The organism is Lacticaseibacillus sharpeae JCM 1186 = DSM 20505 (genome assembly GCF_001436225.1).
Classification (GTDB): domain Bacteria; phylum Bacillota; class Bacilli; order Lactobacillales; family Lactobacillaceae; genus Lacticaseibacillus; species Lacticaseibacillus sharpeae.
The window spans coordinates 133,811-149,545 of record NZ_AYYO01000010.1 but is presented as its reverse complement, the minus strand read 5'-3'; the positions used below and the strand labels follow the sequence as shown (position 1 = coordinate 149,545).

Sequence of the window (15,735 nt, the reverse complement as noted above, 5' to 3'; positions counted from 1 at the left end):
GAGTTACAGGTTCGGATCCATCTTAAACGTTAATTTGCCCAGTGCGGTGGACTGCTCCAGGATCTTCATGCGCAGCTTGTTCCAGGCCTCATCTGCCGTTTTAGCCGCGCTGAAAGTAGCTTTCGTTGCTAGTTGCGCCAGGTCGTCTGCAGCCGTCAACGTCCGCGCCTTGGCATCCGTTGCTGCCACCAGCGCCACGAGCTTAGCGTGCACATCGTCTTGGGTGTTCCCCAGCAGATTATCGAAGCGCAGGGGGTGCGCGTCAACCAAAACGGAGGTCAACTTGTACTGCCAGTATGCCGAATCCAGACTGGCTGGCAGCGCGCCCACCTTGTAGTTCGCCGGGGTATCGGTGAGGCCGGCGAAGAACGGCACGTACTGACTCTGGGACGGCACGCCCATTGCCAGCCAGTGAATGTTGGCAATTGCGGCCGGCAAGTTCGGACGCAGCTGCAGCACGTGGCTTTCCTGGGTCGCGGTCACGCTGATGGGACGGAAACTGTGGCTGAGCTTCGCGTCTGGCATCCGCCCAGCTGGATCATACGGTGTGTCCTGGTAGTGCCGGGACAAAAAGCGCATCGCGTCTTCCACCTGCAGTGGGCGATCGGGCCGCATGATAAATGGCAGGTCAGAATCAATGGGCGTTTCCGCCGCTGCCGTTTGCTTGGACAGCAGCTGGTGCCCATCCCAAACCCGAGGCGTGTTGTAAATCCGGTCGGAAGGGTCATCCGTACCGAAAATGCGGCGAATGGAGAACGGGGTGCCGGGGCGCCAGAGGTGGTTTTCCTCCGCAAAGGTGCGCAACCCCGCGTCAACGATGAAGTCGGGGCTGTCGAAGTCCACGGCTTCAATGCTGAGCTGGTTGGCCACCACGGCGTATCCGTCGTCTGGAATCCGCTGGGCCAACCAGTGGTGCCCAGAAACGACTTCCATGTACCACGCTTCATCATGGTCCGCAAATAAAATCCCGTTAGCTTCACCAGTCCCGTGGGTTTCAATCAACTGGCCGAGCCTCCGCACGCCTTCGCGCGCAGACTTGACGTAGGGGAGCACCACCGTAATCATGCATTCTTCGATGATACCGTGCTCCACGAACGGGTCAAAACCCTGCACGCGCGCATTCGCATAGGCACTTTCGGTCGCGCTCATCGCCACACCGGCGCTATTAATCCCGTCCTCTTCGAACAAGCCGTACTTGTCCGTCCATTCAGGGGTCGCGGTGTACTGCAAACTGTCCTTAGGCAGCGCGAATTCGACCTCGGTGTCCTTCGACTTAAACATTGGCGCTTCGTCGTGGTGCGCAGCAGGGTGCACCACCGCCGTTTTCGGCCAGGACGAGCGGGAATCTTCATTGCGGCCAATAATGACGGAGCCGTCTGCACTGGCGGCCTTACCAATCAGGATGCTGGTACATGATGAGCGAAAGTGTTCCATAATTAATCCTCCATAACTTCCCGGGCGGTTTGCATGCCCAAGATAGCGGTATGTAAAATGCTTAAGCCAATTATACCGTGAATGGGGCCAAATGGGCGGGGCGGACTGCATGTTTGGACAGTTTTACGATTGTGTTCAGGGTCAATTTAATTCACGACCAATGATTTACGGCCGCCTAAGCCTACCGAACCCGCTGTTTTTATGCGATAATAAAACCACTTGTCCCGGCGCGTGTGCCGGAAACAACCAACTTACATCAAGGGAGATATTATTATGCCACTTGTCCACATCGAACTAATCGCCGGCCGCAGCCAGGAACAGCTCAGCCAGCTCTGCAAGGACGTCACTGCTGCCATCGTGAAGAACACCGGTGCCCCTGCAGAACACGTGCACGTTATCTTGAGCGAAATGGCTAAGGATCGCTACGCAGTTGGTGGTACCCTGAAGTCCGAAGAAAAGTAATCAATTAGCAAGCCTTCAACCGCCAACCAGGCGCTTGGGGGCTTGATTTTTTGTGCTTTCTTTAATCACGTGCGTAAATTCGAGTGTCTAGAGCATCTCGTGGTATAATTTTATTCAGGATACATGTAAACGAAAGGCGGCGACAACACGATGCACTATTGGGAACGCATAACCAGCTTAGGCGACAAGTACCACGCACTACCGGCAGTCAGTGCCCAGATGACGGCGGTGACGGCTGCCCGTGCTGCAATTGTCGCTAAGCACTTGCCCAAACAGCAGCTGCCACGGCTTGGACTTGATCTAACCACCATCGCCATGGCCGGCACCGTCCCGGACGGCAAAATTGAAGAGCTCATCGCCCTGGACCACATGCTCGGCAACTTCCGCTGGTACGTTGCTTATCACTACGGCGTCTGGGCCTACATCACGGAAGAACTCATCGCTAAGTGGGTGACGCTTTACCCTAATCGCCGCTACTTAGAGGTCGCCGCGGGCAACGGGCTGCTTAGCTATGGCTTGCGGGCGGCCGGCCAACAGGTGATTTGTACCGACGCGCTGACCTGGGTGGACGAAAACGGGACCGGCAAAACGCCGTGGACCCAGGTAACTGCTAGCACCGCCACGAGTGCGCTGTGGACGTATGGTGACCAGGTTGACGCCGTCATCATGGCTTGGAGTCCCGACCGCGACCTAAGTGACGCGCACCTGCTGAACACCATGCGCACCCACTTCCCGCACCTCGAACTGTTCGTCATCGGTGATCGTTTCGGCATCACCAACAGCAACTTATTCTGGCGGGAAGCGCGCCTTGTACCCGACAAGAAGTTATTACAATTAAACCAAGCGTTTCGCAAGTTCGACGCGGTGGGCGACCATATTTACCTAATGCACTAACCTGCCCGTGCACCATCGTCGATTAAGGAGGAACCCGTGCTTAAACACACATTTGTCAGTATCTTGGGGCTCATCATCGCCATCTTGGCTGGGTTAGCCCTAAGCAAAGCTGACCAGACGCAATACGCAAACGTTTTGAACCACGCCGGCATTGCCGATGATGCCTTCGTGTACCACACCAAAAGCACCAAGAAGGTCAATCAGGCGGTAACCCAGCTTGAACAAACGGGGCTGAAGGATTACCAGGTGCAGTTCGCGCTGGATAAAACCACGTCCATGGTCTTCGCGGAGGGGGAGTACACCTCACTGCCGATTGACAGTGGGCACTTCTTCACCTCGGCCGACTTCAAATCGAGCCTCCCCGTAGCCGTCGTCGGGGCCAATGCCGCGGCCAATTTGTACCAAGCAGGCGACCAATCCTACTTGCCCCTCAAAGGCCATTACGTGGCGGTCGTAGGCACGGTCAAAACCAACCAGGGCAGCCGCCTCAATGACCATATTTTCCTCAACGCCTCAACTGACAGCAAATTAGTGAACCCGCAACTGAAGGACGTCGAAATCTTTGTGGACGGCATCGATGAAAGTGACGTGCACACCTTCACGCGCATCTTCGGAGCCAAACCGCACCACATGACGGTCGCAACTACGCAGAGCCACCGGTCCTGGACGGCGCTCTATGGCGTTTGGGTACTCGCAATCGTCGGCACCGCCATCTTGATGGTCGCCGTGGCGCTGCTGGCCACGCTGGTCAGTCCCCACGCACAGGTGGGTGGGCTGGATTCACCATTGCGTAACCGCTACGTCTGGGGCATGGGCACCAGTTTCCTGCCCGGCATGGGCATCGCCATCGTGCTCGGGGCGGTGATTGCTTGGTGGCAGTTCTACATCAATAACTACTTCCGTCTGATTCTGGTAGAGGCGGGCTTACTGGGTGTCTTCATCCTTGCCACCCAAATCTTCATGCACCTGCGTTTAAGAAAAGAGGAACAATAGTGGCACTACCTGCAGCATTCGTTGAAAAATACACCAAACTATTAGGCGCCGAGGCCCCGGCATTCTTCGCCAGCTACAACGAGGCGGCCGGCGCGGGGTTTCGCGTTAACCCATTGCGCCCCGCAGTCGCCCTCAACCTGGACTTAACCGACCCCATCAGCTACTCCAAATGGGGCTACCGCGGCCAGGTGAACGGTAACGCCATCGACCACGTCAGCGGCTACGTCTACAGTCAGGAACCTAGCGCCCAGGTCGTTGGCGCCGTCGCAGATGCCAAGCCAAACACTAAGGTCCTAGATTTGTGCGCCGCACCGGGCGGAAAGTCGACCCATCTGGCTAGTTCCATGGGCAACACCGGCCTGCTGGTCGCCAACGAAATTCACCCGACGCGCGTGAAGGTACTCGCTAGCAACCTTGAACGTTTCGGCACCACAAACACCATCGTCACCAACTCCGATCCCGACAGTCTAGCCGCAGTGCTGCCCGAATTTTTCGACCTCGTTTTAGTTGACGCGCCCTGCTCGGGTGAGGGGATGTTCCGCAAAGACCCCGATGCCACGCAGTACTGGCACGAAGGCTACGCACAGGAGTGTGCCCAGCGCCAACGCGAAATCCTGGATGCCGCGCTGCTGATGCTGCGGCCCGGCGGCAAACTGGTGTATTCCACTTGCACCTTCGCGCCCGAAGAAGACGAACAGATTGTTTCGTGGCTCGTCAGTGAACACGGGATGCAGATTGATCCCATCGTGAAAACAGATGACATGCGTTCGGGTCGCCCCGAGTGGAGTGATGGCAACCCCGATTTGGCCGGCACCGTCCGCATGTGGCCCCACGTGCAAATGGGAGAGGGTCATTTTTGCGCCCGCCTGATTAAACCGGGTACGCCCGATGCGCCGGTCACGACCAAGAAGGGGAAAAAGGGGAAGAAGCAGCACCAAAACAACAGCATCACCAGCGCCCAAAAGCAGCTCTGGGCTGACTGGCAGCAAGCTAACTTGCAGGTGACACTGCCTGGCTTCCCCGTTGTCTACGGTGACCAGCTGTACATGCAACCGGCTGGAGCGCCGAAGTTCGGCAAGGTGCGCGTATTGCGCCCCGGGCTACACCTTGGCACCTTCAAGAAGAACCGCTTTGCCCCCAGCCACAGTTTGGCCACCGCGCTCAAACCAGCAGACTTCAAGTGCACCGTCGACGTATCCGCTGCGGAGTACCAGGACGTGCGCCACGGCTTAACCATTAGCCGGCCAGAACTAACGGGCAAGTGCCACGTACTCCTGACCAACCACGGCATGGGCTTTGCCATCGGCCATTTGGTCGGCGGCACCATCAAGAATCTGTATCCTAAAGGTTTACGTGTTTAAAAAAAGTGCCAGTACCGCGACAATTGCGGTACTGGCACTTTTTTACTTTGGCACCCGCAAGCCGCGCGCGCGGGCGTAATCTGCGAGGTGGGTGGTCACAATGGGCACGGTACGTAATTCAGCGATGGAGGTGCAACCCAAAAGCGCCATAATCACGCGCATCTCTTCAATGAACGCCGCTAGTTTGGCCTGTGCAGTTGCCTCGTCAGTTTTCAGCAACCAGTGCAAAACCAGTCCGGCTAAACCCACGGCGCTGGCCCCGAGCCGCAGAGCAGCAACCGCGGCCAGCGGCGTCCGGATGCCACCGGTCGCAATCAGCGGAACGGTACTATCCTGACCCTCGATGAGTGATTCGGCCGTGGTCTGGCCAAAGTCGAAGAGGTCGGAATAGTCAGCATCGTGGCGCCGGGCGTTTTCAATCTTGGCAAAATTCGTCCCGCCGCGACCACCAACATCGATTGCGCTGGCGCCCACCGCAGCAATTGCCGCAAAGTCATCGTGACGCATGCCGAAGCCGACTTCCTTGACCAGCACGGGGACAGAGCTTGCGGCAATAATTGCCGCCAGGTTAGCTCGCCAGTGGTAGTCCCGACCACCCTCGGGCATCACGGCTTCTTGAACCGCGTTCAGGTGCACCTGCAGCATGTCGGCTTGCAGCATTGCCACCACGCTCGCTGCCTGCTTAGGGGATTTATCCGCCCCAATGTTCACCAAGACAAAGCCGTCCGGATTTTCGGCCCGAATGACGGTAAACGTCGGCGCAAGTTCTGGTTCACTCAGCACCACCGACGCTGAGCCGCTCGCCATTGGCAGGTGCAAGTTGCGGGCAATCCGTGCGAGCTGGGCGTTAATCTTGCCCGTGCTGGGGGAACCACCCGTCATGGCGTTAATCATGACTGGAACCTGCCAACCAAAGATGCCGGGCGTCAAATCCACATCCGCCACCGCCGTTTCGGGCAGCGCGCTGCGAATGAAGCGCACGTCATCGAGCCCCGAGTCCGCTTCCGTGTAGAACTTTTCGGCGAGGAAAAAATGTTCGTCTTTGCGGTGCGACGCGATTGATTGTTTAGGCATCGACTTCTTCCTCCTTGATAATCTGGGCATCCGGTCCGGGGGCGCAGACGGTGATGGGCGCGTTCAGCGCTGCCGCCAATTGGTCCTGCACCTGCAAGACGGCATCGGCAGTGGTCAACACCTTGACGTTCGGGCCCGCATCCATGGTGGCGTATACGGGGAGCCCCTTTGCCCGCATATCCTGCACTAGCTGCAAGGTCGCGAGCGTTTCGGGCTGAAAATACGTGAAGGGCGGGTTGGCGGCCAGTGTCGTCGCGTGCATCATCAGGGCAGAACGCTCAACCATCGCGCCGATTTCGGCAAAATCGCTGCCGGTTAGGGCGCGCACCATCGCGTGACTAGCTGCTTCTGCGGCATCCGCCCAAGCGGGGAAGTAAGGGGAGGTGGCGACTGTTTCAGCCATGCCTTGCCGGGAAGAAACCCGCTTTTGCCGGTGATCCAAAACCACCGCCAGCATCCGCAAGTTGAGGTTCGGGTTCACCTGCACCGGTTCGGCGAAGCTACTGGCATCATCGTGGCCGCGGTGCCAAATTACGAACCCGCCGTTGATTGACCGGCTCGCTGAACCGGAACCGCGCCGGGCCAGTCGGGTCAGCTCTTGCTGGGTTAAGTTGAGCCCCGCTGCGGTACTGGCCGCCAGCGCGAGGGCCGCGAAGGCGGAGGCCGAGCTTGCCAGACCGGCCGCCGTTGGCACGTGGTTCACCGATTCAACGTGCGCAAAACTGGCAGTGTTCGCCAAAGCACGGACAATGTCCAAGAAGCGCGTAATCTTGGTCGTTGCCAGGAAATCTTGGCGCACACCGTCAAGCACAAAACTGTCCGCGGTCGCGTCCGCATCGAAGGTGACCGTCGTCTCCGTGTAAAACTGGTCGAGCGTCATCGAGACACTGCTGTTTGCTGGCAACATTAGCTCAGAATCAGCTTTCCCCCAATATTTAATTAACGCAATATTCGTGTGCGCACGTGCTGTGACTGCTAACATATTTTCTCCGTCCGTTCCTCATTAATTCTGCGGTTAATCTGCTTCTGCGGTGCTAAAATCGTGCTGCCAAATCTGAATCGCACCGGCGCGGGCCATGGCGGCTGCCACTTTCTGGGCCGTCGCACCATCAGGCGTTAGGGCAATAACGCAGCCGCCCATGCCAGAACCCGTGAGCTTCACGCCGAGGGCATCGGCTTTGAGCCCGGCCTGGACCATCGCGTCAATCTGGGGCGTGCTAACCCCGAGGGCCACCAAGTTTTGCTGGTCACTGTTCATACACCGACCGAGGGTCACCAAATCATTCTCGGCCATTGCGACTGCTGCTTGGCGGGTGACCACACCAATCCGGGCGATTTCTTGCCGTGCCTGCACATCGGCGTGGTAGCGTGCCGCCACCGCCTGGACGGCCAGCTTGGTCTGCCCCTGAACGCCGGTATCAGCAATGACGAGCACCCCGTTTTTGGGCATCGCGAGGTTTTGCGGCTGGTTGCCCCGAATGAGCCACTGCGGCCGCGTCGCACTCACGGTTGCCGCGTCGATGCCACTGGGGTTGCCGTGAATCTGGCGTTCAGATACGTCCGCCCAGCGGAGCAGGACGGCGTGGGGTAAGTCGGTGGCAAACGCATTGTAGAAGGCGCGCACAATGGCCACCGCGGTGGCAGCACTGGAGCCCATCCCGCGTTCTGGCGGGAGGTCACTAATGATGTTCAAGTTGAAGCCTTGGTCCTGGGCATCGAAGGTTACAAGCAGCTGGCGAATGAGCGTGGCCACGCCCGCGAAGTTCGTGTGCGCCGCCGCGGCGAGGGCGCCGTTGTAGAAGGCGGAGGTCACGGTCTGCTGCCCACCTGGTTGCGGCGTAATTTCGGCGCGCAGGCGAATTGTGGAGATGGGAATCGCGATTGCGGGTTCACCATAAACCACGGCGTGTTCGCCGAGCAAAATTGTTTTGGCGTGACTAGTGCCAATTGCTGCCAACATGGCTAATCCTTCTTTCAAATTAGAAATTCTTCAACCATTATACCAAAACCACTATGGTAGAATTGACGCTAGAGTAATATTGTCTAAAAACAAAGGATTGTCAACGGGCAGAACTTCACGGAGGCGGCATAATGGGACTCAACTTCATTCTTGGCGACGCAGCAAAAGATCACGAACAGGTACTCACGCGCAAGATGGTGCAAACCCTGCAGCAGGACCCGGCGGCCCAAATTCTCTACTTGGTGCCCAACCACCTGAAATTCGAATCTGAAATTGACGTACTGGGCAACTTAAAGCAGGCGCTAGCCCCTGAGGCCAAGTATTTTGCCGCCGCAAACGTCCAAATCATGAGTTTTACGCGTCTAGCCTGGTACTTCCTGAACGGGACGGCCCTGTTCCAACAGCCCCGCTTAACGCCCGCCGCCAGTGCGATGCAACTGGCCAAAATCATGGCCGACCACCACGATGAACTGCGGATTTTTGCCGGTCAAGTCGACAATCCGGGCTTCACGGCCAAGCTGCAGCGGCAGCTCGACCAGCTGACCCTTGGGGGCGTGACCGCCGCTGACCTGCGGGGGGCCATTGCCGCCCTGGTGCAGGTGGACGCCCCCGATGCGGACACCGACATGACCGCGTGGCGCCAGCAAATTCTGCGCAGTGCCGATGGCGACCGGCACTTACCCAAGCTGCTTGATTTGGCCACGATTTTGGCGGCGTACGAACGCGACACCAGCAGTCTGCTCAGTACGCCGGAATTGCTACTGGCCCTCGATGAATTCCTGCAGCGCCAAGACTTAAGCCACACCTACATCTTCATCAACCATTTCAACGTCTTCGCGGCGCGGGAACAAAACATCGTGAGCACGCTGTTGCACCGGGCCGCCGAGTGCTACGTCGCGCTGGTCACCGATCAGCCCAGTCGTGAAGCGCCGTCGATTCCGGATTTGTTCTACCCAGCCAAACGCCTGTACCACCGGCTATATAGCTTAGCCAAAATGCCCGAAAATGAACTGCCACCCGTGCCGATTCGCCCAGATAGTTATGCGCCCGCCCGCAAGCAGGCACCCGCACTGGTTAATTTTGGCCGGCAGTTCAAAGCGGCTACGGCACTGCGGGACAGTCTATTCCCCGGCGACCAGTACCTGCTTGATGCCCGCACGGGGTTACCAAACTGGCAGGGGATTCGGCTCGCCAAGGCCAGCACCACCTACACCGAACTGCGCACCGTGGCTCGCGACATCCGCCAGCACGTGCAAAAAGATGGCGCCCGCCTGCGTGACTTTCTCGTGCTCACGCGCCACCTTAATCCGTACAGCACCAAGATTCAGGCGGTCTTCAATGAATTCGACCTGCCCATTTTTGTGGACCGCGAGCGGCAGATGAACAGTCACCCGCTCGTTGCCTTCCTGGATAACCTGTTTGCGACCGTCAGTCACAACTTCGATTACCGCAGCGTCTTTGGCTTGCTGCGCACCGAGCTACTCGTGCCGCTTGGCATGCCTATCGCGGACTTCCGCAGCGCGGTCGACGCCACCGAAAACTTCGTGCTCGCCACGGGCGTGCGGGGCAAGAATCGCTGGTTGGAAGCAGACGACTGGGTTGATTTTCGCCTGCAACAGCAGCAGGCAAATGACCAGCTGACGGCCACGGACGATCAAACCGGCACCACGCAAATCAACCAGATTCACGGTCTAATCCGTAATGTGTTCACGCCATTTCTGCCGGCCCTCAAGGCAGCTACTAGTGGCCAGGAGCTGGCCACCGTTTTGTACAACCTGCTCATCAATGCGGGGGTCAAGGACCAGCTTGCTGCCTGGCGCGACCGGGCAAGTGACCGCGGAGATTTGAACACGGCCCAAGGGGAGGAACAGGCATGGCAGACACTGTGCACCCTCCTGGACGATTTCGTCAGTGTCTGGGGTGATCGCGAAATCAGCTCGGAACAGTTTTTGAGCCTGCTAGATGCCGGTTTTGCCAGTGCCACGTACACCCAGATTCCCTCGACTCTGGACCAGGTGGTGGTGTCCGAAACCGGCTTAACCCGCATTGCGCGGGCCAAGTACGTTTACATCATCGGCGCAACCAGCACCGTGATGCCCGACGCGACGGATGACACCGACATTCTCACTAGTGACGACCGCCACGTGCTCACCCCCGTGCTGCCGGAGGGGTGCTTTTTGCCCGATGCCGGCGCCGACGCCGCCTTAACCGAGCCGTTTTTGAACTACCTAGCGTTCCTGAGCCCAAGTCAGCAGCTGACGGTGAGCTTCCCGGCACGCACAGATGGGGAAAACGAACCATCCCCGTACATTGATAACCTGCGCCAAACCATCGGCTGTGACTGGGAAATCTGGAATGACCCAACGCCCGCGGATGCAATTAGTAGCGTAATTGGGACGGCGCGCAGCTTACTGAGCGACCGCCTGAACATTTTGCGCACCCTCAAGGACACGACCACGCCGATTGGGCCCGCTTGGCAAACCGTCGCCACCAGTTTGCGGCAAACCACCTTGGCGCCGCTCATGCGCACACTGGATGCGAGTCTGGATTACACCAATACCGCGGGCCACTTGCAGAAGGTGCTCGCAGAGGAACTCTACGGCCGTCACTTAGCCGTCTCGATTTCCCGGCTTGAGACCTTCTTCCGCAATCCGTTTGAATACTTCGTTAAATATGGGCTGGCCCTCACGCCCCGGCGCGAGTTCACCTTGACCCCCGCAGATACCGGCACGCTGTACCACGCGGTGATGCAGCAGCTGCTCAGCCAGGCCGCCGCACGTGGCGGCATTGGCGCCATGAGCAAGGATGAGGTGACCGCAGCCATCAACACCATCGTGGACGCCTTAACCAAGCAGCCCGAATTTGCCGTACTCGAAAGCTCGGCGCGCATGCAGTTCATCACGCAGCTGTTAAAGGACGTATTGCACCAGTCCGCGTGGGCGGTGCGCCGGGAGCAACAGCAATCTGGCTTCAAGGTCGCGGCCCAGGAACTGGACTTCGGGATGGGCAAGAACGGCTTGCCCGCCCTGGACGTGCCGATTGACCCCCAGGGCAACCAGCACGTGCTCGTGCGGGGGCGGATTGATCGGCTCGACGAATTGCAGCTGCCCGGCCAAACCGAATATATGGTCGTGGACTACAAATCAAGTGCCAAGAGCTTTTCGCCCCAGGACGCTTATTTTGGCCTGGGTATGCAAATGCTCACCTACATCGCCGCGGTCCAAAATGCCGGCGTGACCCAAAATCGCAGCCTCGTACCCGCGGGGGGCGTGTTCATGCACCTGTTCAACCCGCGCCTGCCGTACCAGCTGGGCATCACCCCAGATAACAAAGACGAGGCCATCTTGCCGATGCTGCAAATGCAGGGCATCATCGTCGCGACGCCGAACTTCACGACCCTTGATCAGACCATCACCGATGATGACGGTGAACCTAAGGGCAGCACCAGCTCGCCATTTTTCCCCATCAAGCTTAAAAAGGACGCCACGCCGACTAGCAGTACCCCAATTGTGACGCCGCAGCAAATCGACCTGCTACTGGACAATAATGAGGAGCTCATTCGCCTGGCTGCCGACCGCATTCTGGCGGGGGTCATCGAACTGGCGCCCGCGCGTTACGACCAGTCAGCAAGTACCATCACCATGTCTGATTACACGGCCATCATGCAGTTTGACCCAGCACTATCCGGCAACCGGTACCGCGATTTGCCCAAACTGGCGCTCAAGGAAGTACTGGCGCGGCTGCAGGCCGGTACCAGCGCGTACACCAATTCTGACTTCAAATAAGGAGGAGTCCCAACATGACAGACGAACCAAATTACACCAAGGCCCAAGAGCAGGCCATCATGGACGGCACTCCCGACTTTACTCAGGAACCGGCCACCGGCAGCCACAACGTGCTGGTTTCCGCATCCGCGGGGTCCGGCAAGACGGCGGTGCTGGTCGAACGCATCCGCCGGCAGATTCTGGCGGGTGGGGATGTCACGCGCATGCTGGTGGTGACCTTCACTAACGCCGCCGCGGCAGAAATGAAAGCCAAAATCGACACGGCACTCAAGCAATACCTCACCGAGAAGCGCAACGTGATGTCGCCGGCGCAGCGCCAGCACCTGACGCAGCAGATCGGACTGGTGGCCAGTGCGCCAATCAGTACCCTCGACGCATTTGCCCTACAAGTGGTCCAGCAGTACTACTATGTGGCGAACCTCGACCCGAACTTCCGCATCCTTGCCGACCAAACCGAAGCGCTGATGATTGAGGAGCAGGTCTGGGACGACTTGCGGGAAGAGTTTTACACCACCGACGCCACTGAATTCAACCGGCTGACCCGCAACTTCGCCACTGGTTGGCACGACGACATTCTGGGCGACCTCATCATGCGCCTATACACGTACGCCATGACGACCACCGACCCTAAGTCTTGGGTTGACCACCTGCCTGATACCTATACGGCGGACCTCAACGCGGGGTCGCCGTTTGTAAACCAGCTGGCCATGGCCATTGAGCCCGCGTTGCGGGAAATCACGACGCTATTGCACAAAGCGCGCACTAACACTGCAGGTGACGAGCTGGCAAAGTGGGACGGCATTTTGGCCGCGGACGAGCAGCGCATCGACGCCATCGTGGATCAGTTGGGCAATGATTATCACTATCTGTTTACTGCCACAAACGACAACCAGAAGTGGCCGAGCTGGTCCACTGCCCGCGTCAAGGATGAGGTGCTGAAGGAACAGAAGGATACCGCGAAGAACCTGCGTGATAATGCGCACAAAATTTTCACTAAGCACGTCTTACCCCTGTTGCAACTGCCCGCAACTGACCTAACGCAGACGCTGACGGGTGCCGGCGCGGTTGTGCGCGAACTCAGCAAGGTTGCGGGGGCGTTCCTTACCGCGTACGCGAGTGAAAAGCGTCGCCGTCACACCATGGACTTTGGCGACATTGAGCAGGCCGCACTGACAATTCTGACGACCAAGGACCCCGACACCGGCGTGCGGGTGGGGGATGCGTACCGTGACAGCTTCGACGTGGTGCTGGTCGACGAGTACCAGGACACCAATCCGCTGCAGGAAGCACTGCTGAATGCGGTCAGTCAGCCTAAACCCGGCAACCGGTTTATGGTGGGGGACGTCAAGCAGAGCATTTACGGTTTCCGTTTAGCTGACCCGTCAATGTTCATGGATAAGTATGATGCCTACGCGGAAGTGGACACGGGCGTTCAAGAAGCATTTAAGCAACGCGGCGAGCACATCACCCTGGCCGATAACTTCCGCTCCAGCCAGAATATTCTGGAGTTCACCAACCTGATTTTCACCCAAATCATGGATCAGCAGGTGGGCGCAATCAGCTATACTGGCGCCGAAAAACTGCAGTACGGTGCGACCGACTACGGCACTTACCGGCCCGCAACGGAAGTCTTGCTGTACGCACCGGACAAGGACGCAGAAGACGACGGCCCTGCAGTGGATAAGGATGAGGCCCAAGTGCGCATCGTTGCCGAACGCATTAACCAGCTGGTTGGCAGCGCCAGCCAGATTTTCGACCGCAAAACGGGGACCATGCGCCCAATTGAATACCGGGACATTACGTTACTGGAACCAACCCGTAGCCAAAACCTCGTCTTGCAGCAAGTCTTCGCGGACGCGGGCATCCCGATTGTCATCACCAATGCGCAGAATTACTTCAAGACAACCGAGCTGCAGGTAATGCTGTCCTTGCTGCGCGTCATCGACAACCCGCAACAGGAAATCCCGCTGGTCGCGGTTTTGCGTTCACCCATCGTCGACATGAACGCCGACGAACTGGCCGTGATTCGGCTCAAGGACAAGTCCGCACCTTACTATACCGCCTTCACGGAATTTTGCCGGGACTTCGATGCGAACACCGCCACTCCGCTGGCAAGTCGCACGTACGCCAAGGCCGCACGCTTTGCCAGTCAGCTCAACTCTTGGCGTGATTTGGCCCAGACCAACCAACTGGTAGATTTAATCTGGGCGATTTACCACGACACCGGCTACCTCGATTTTGTCGGCGGCCTGCCGGGGGGCAAACAGCGCCAGGCCAACCTGCACGCCTTGTACGAACGGGCGCACACGTACGAAGAGGGGGGCTTTCGCGGTGTGTTCGCGTTTGTCCACTTCATCGAGCTCATGATGAATCGTGACCAAGACCTCGCAACGCCCGTCGTCCTCGACCCGAATACCAACGCCGTCAACCTCATGACCATTCACGGGAGCAAGGGCCTGCAGTTCCCGATTGTCTTCTTAATGAACACCAGCCGCCATTTTCGTGGGGGCCACGGAGACAATGGGGTGGTTCTAAGCAAAAACGGGATTGGCATCAACTGGTTTGACGAAGACCGGCAGCTGACCATCCCCACGCCGCAGCTCACTTTGGAGCAAGCCGCCAAGCAACAGAGTGAACAGGCCGAGAACATGCGGGTGCTGTACGTGGCGTTAACCCGCGCTGAGCAACGGCTCTTTGTGGTGGGCAATACCGGCGCAGCTGCCGAAACCGTGGCCAAGTGGAATGCCTTGGCCGCCACGGACGAGCTCGTTTTGCCACTTGCCAGCCGCCTCGACGCCACCTCCGAACTGGACCTGATTGGCGCCAGTCTGGTGCGCCACCCAAGTTTTCCAGAGGCGGTGAACATCAATGCGGCCCTAACCACCGACCAAACCGAATTTAGCGTGCAGTTCTTCACGGAGGCGCCCGACGTGCGCGGCAAGCACACTGGGTCCCAGATTGCCCAGCCAGCTCTCGACGTCGACGTTGACCAGTGGCTGCAGTACAAGTACCCATTCGCAGCAGCAACGACCACCACTGGTTTCCAGTCGGTGTCTGAAATCAAGAGTGCCTTCAGCAGCGACCCGTCGCTGCAGGAACTCGCCGACCGGAATGGGGCCAAGAACCTGTGGCGTAACCGGGTCAACGCCGAATTGGCGACCCCGCAGTTCATGCAGGACAAAACGGCCGCTGATGGCGCCGCAATCGGGACCGCCACCCACGCACTGCTGCACGAACTGGATCTAAGGCAGCCGGTGACGAGTCAAGTAATGGAAGCCAAACTAGCCGACCTGGTTGCGCGGGGCGTGACGACCGCAGACGCCGCTAGTCACGTCAACTTAGCCAACGTTGCCCGTTTTTACGCAACGGACTTGGGGCAAGCGCTGCAGGCCAATGCGGCAGCAGTCAAGCGGGAAGTACCATTTGCCATGCTCGTACCGGCGGACCGCTTGTTCCCGGAGATGGCGGGGGATGCGGCGCAAATTCTCATTCACGGGATTATCGACGGTTATTTACCCGCGGCAGACGGCATCGTTTTGTTTGATTACAAGACTGACCACGTTAAAAACGGCAACGTCCAGGCAGTTGCGGACCGCTATTCGGGCCAACTGGCACTGTACGCCCGCGCGCTGCATTCCATCACCGGCCAAACCATCCATCCCCGGTTAGTTTTGCTCGAAACCGGCGATGTATTGGCGCTGAACGACTATCCAGAGTAAAATGATTTAAGTATGTTTATTGCGGGGGCCAAAACTCCCGCTCAATTCGGAGA

10 protein-coding genes are annotated in these 15,735 nt (G+C 58.3%); 6 read left to right on the top strand and 4 right to left on the bottom strand.

The features are described from left to right. Nucleotides 1-3: 3 nt before the first annotated feature. The gene (locus tag FC18_RS03225) at nt 4-1,434 is read right to left on the bottom strand and encodes a C69 family dipeptidase (protein WP_054676243.1); all 1,431 of its coding nucleotides are present in this window, start codon (nt 1,432-1,434) and stop codon (nt 4-6) included. A gap of 273 nt (nt 1,435-1,707) precedes the next feature. On the opposite strand from FC18_RS03225, the gene FC18_RS03220 reads away from it, so the two are divergent. The 4 genes from FC18_RS03220 (at nt 1,708) to FC18_RS03205 (ending at nt 5,144) form a co-directional block, all read left to right on the top strand. Continuing rightward, on the top strand, nt 1,708-1,896 hold the full coding sequence (locus FC18_RS03220; protein ID WP_054676239.1) for a 2-hydroxymuconate tautomerase: 189 nt from the start codon (nt 1,708-1,710) through the stop codon (nt 1,894-1,896). A gap of 150 nt (nt 1,897-2,046) precedes the next feature. Beyond that, nucleotides 2,047-2,790 (top strand): hypothetical protein, encoded by a 744-nt coding sequence (locus FC18_RS03215; RefSeq protein WP_054676236.1) that lies wholly within the window; start codon nt 2,047-2,049, stop codon nt 2,788-2,790. Nucleotides 2,791-2,826: 36 nt separating this feature from the next. Next, nucleotides 2,827-3,783 carry an ABC transporter permease gene (locus tag FC18_RS03210; protein ID WP_056975442.1) on the top strand — a complete coding sequence of 319 codons (957 nt, stop codon included), beginning with the start codon at nt 2,827-2,829 and terminating at the stop codon, nt 3,781-3,783. Beyond that, nucleotides 3,783-5,144 carry an RsmB/NOP family class I SAM-dependent RNA methyltransferase gene (locus tag FC18_RS03205; protein WP_056975441.1) on the top strand — a complete coding sequence of 454 codons (1,362 nt, stop codon included), beginning with the start codon at nt 3,783-3,785 and terminating at the stop codon, nt 5,142-5,144. Before FC18_RS03210 ends, FC18_RS03205 begins: the two co-directional genes overlap by 1 nt. Before the next feature lie 42 nt (nt 5,145-5,186). On the opposite strand, the gene fni is transcribed toward FC18_RS03205, so the two are convergent. The 3 genes from fni to mvk are packed head-to-tail and all read right to left on the bottom strand — an operon-like array spanning nt 5,187 to nt 8,178. Continuing rightward, entirely contained in the window at nt 5,187-6,218 is a 1,032-nt protein-coding gene (gene fni / locus FC18_RS03200) for a type 2 isopentenyl-diphosphate Delta-isomerase (RefSeq protein ID WP_054676228.1), read from the bottom strand. After that, entirely contained in the window at nt 6,211-7,200 is a 990-nt protein-coding gene (gene mvaD, locus FC18_RS03195) for a diphosphomevalonate decarboxylase (protein ID WP_056975440.1), read from the bottom strand. The genes fni and mvaD overlap by 8 nt, the downstream gene beginning before the upstream one ends. Nucleotides 7,201-7,233: 33 nt before the next feature. Continuing rightward, on the bottom strand, nt 7,234-8,178 hold the full coding sequence (gene mvk, locus FC18_RS03190) for a mevalonate kinase (protein ID WP_056975439.1): 945 nt from the start codon (nt 8,176-8,178) through the stop codon (nt 7,234-7,236). Between the two features lie 131 nt (nt 8,179-8,309). Between mvk and FC18_RS03185 the strand changes: the two genes are divergently transcribed. Continuing rightward, a complete protein-coding gene (locus FC18_RS03185; RefSeq protein WP_056975438.1) occupies nt 8,310-11,963 on the top strand; it encodes a PD-(D/E)XK nuclease family protein in 3,654 nt (1,217 codons plus the stop codon). Between the two features lie 14 nt (nt 11,964-11,977). Beyond that, nucleotides 11,978-15,682 carry a helicase-exonuclease AddAB subunit AddA gene (gene addA, locus FC18_RS03180; RefSeq protein WP_056975437.1) on the top strand — a complete coding sequence of 1,235 codons (3,705 nt, stop codon included), beginning with the start codon at nt 11,978-11,980 and terminating at the stop codon, nt 15,680-15,682. Nucleotides 15,683-15,735: the final 53 nt, after the last annotated feature.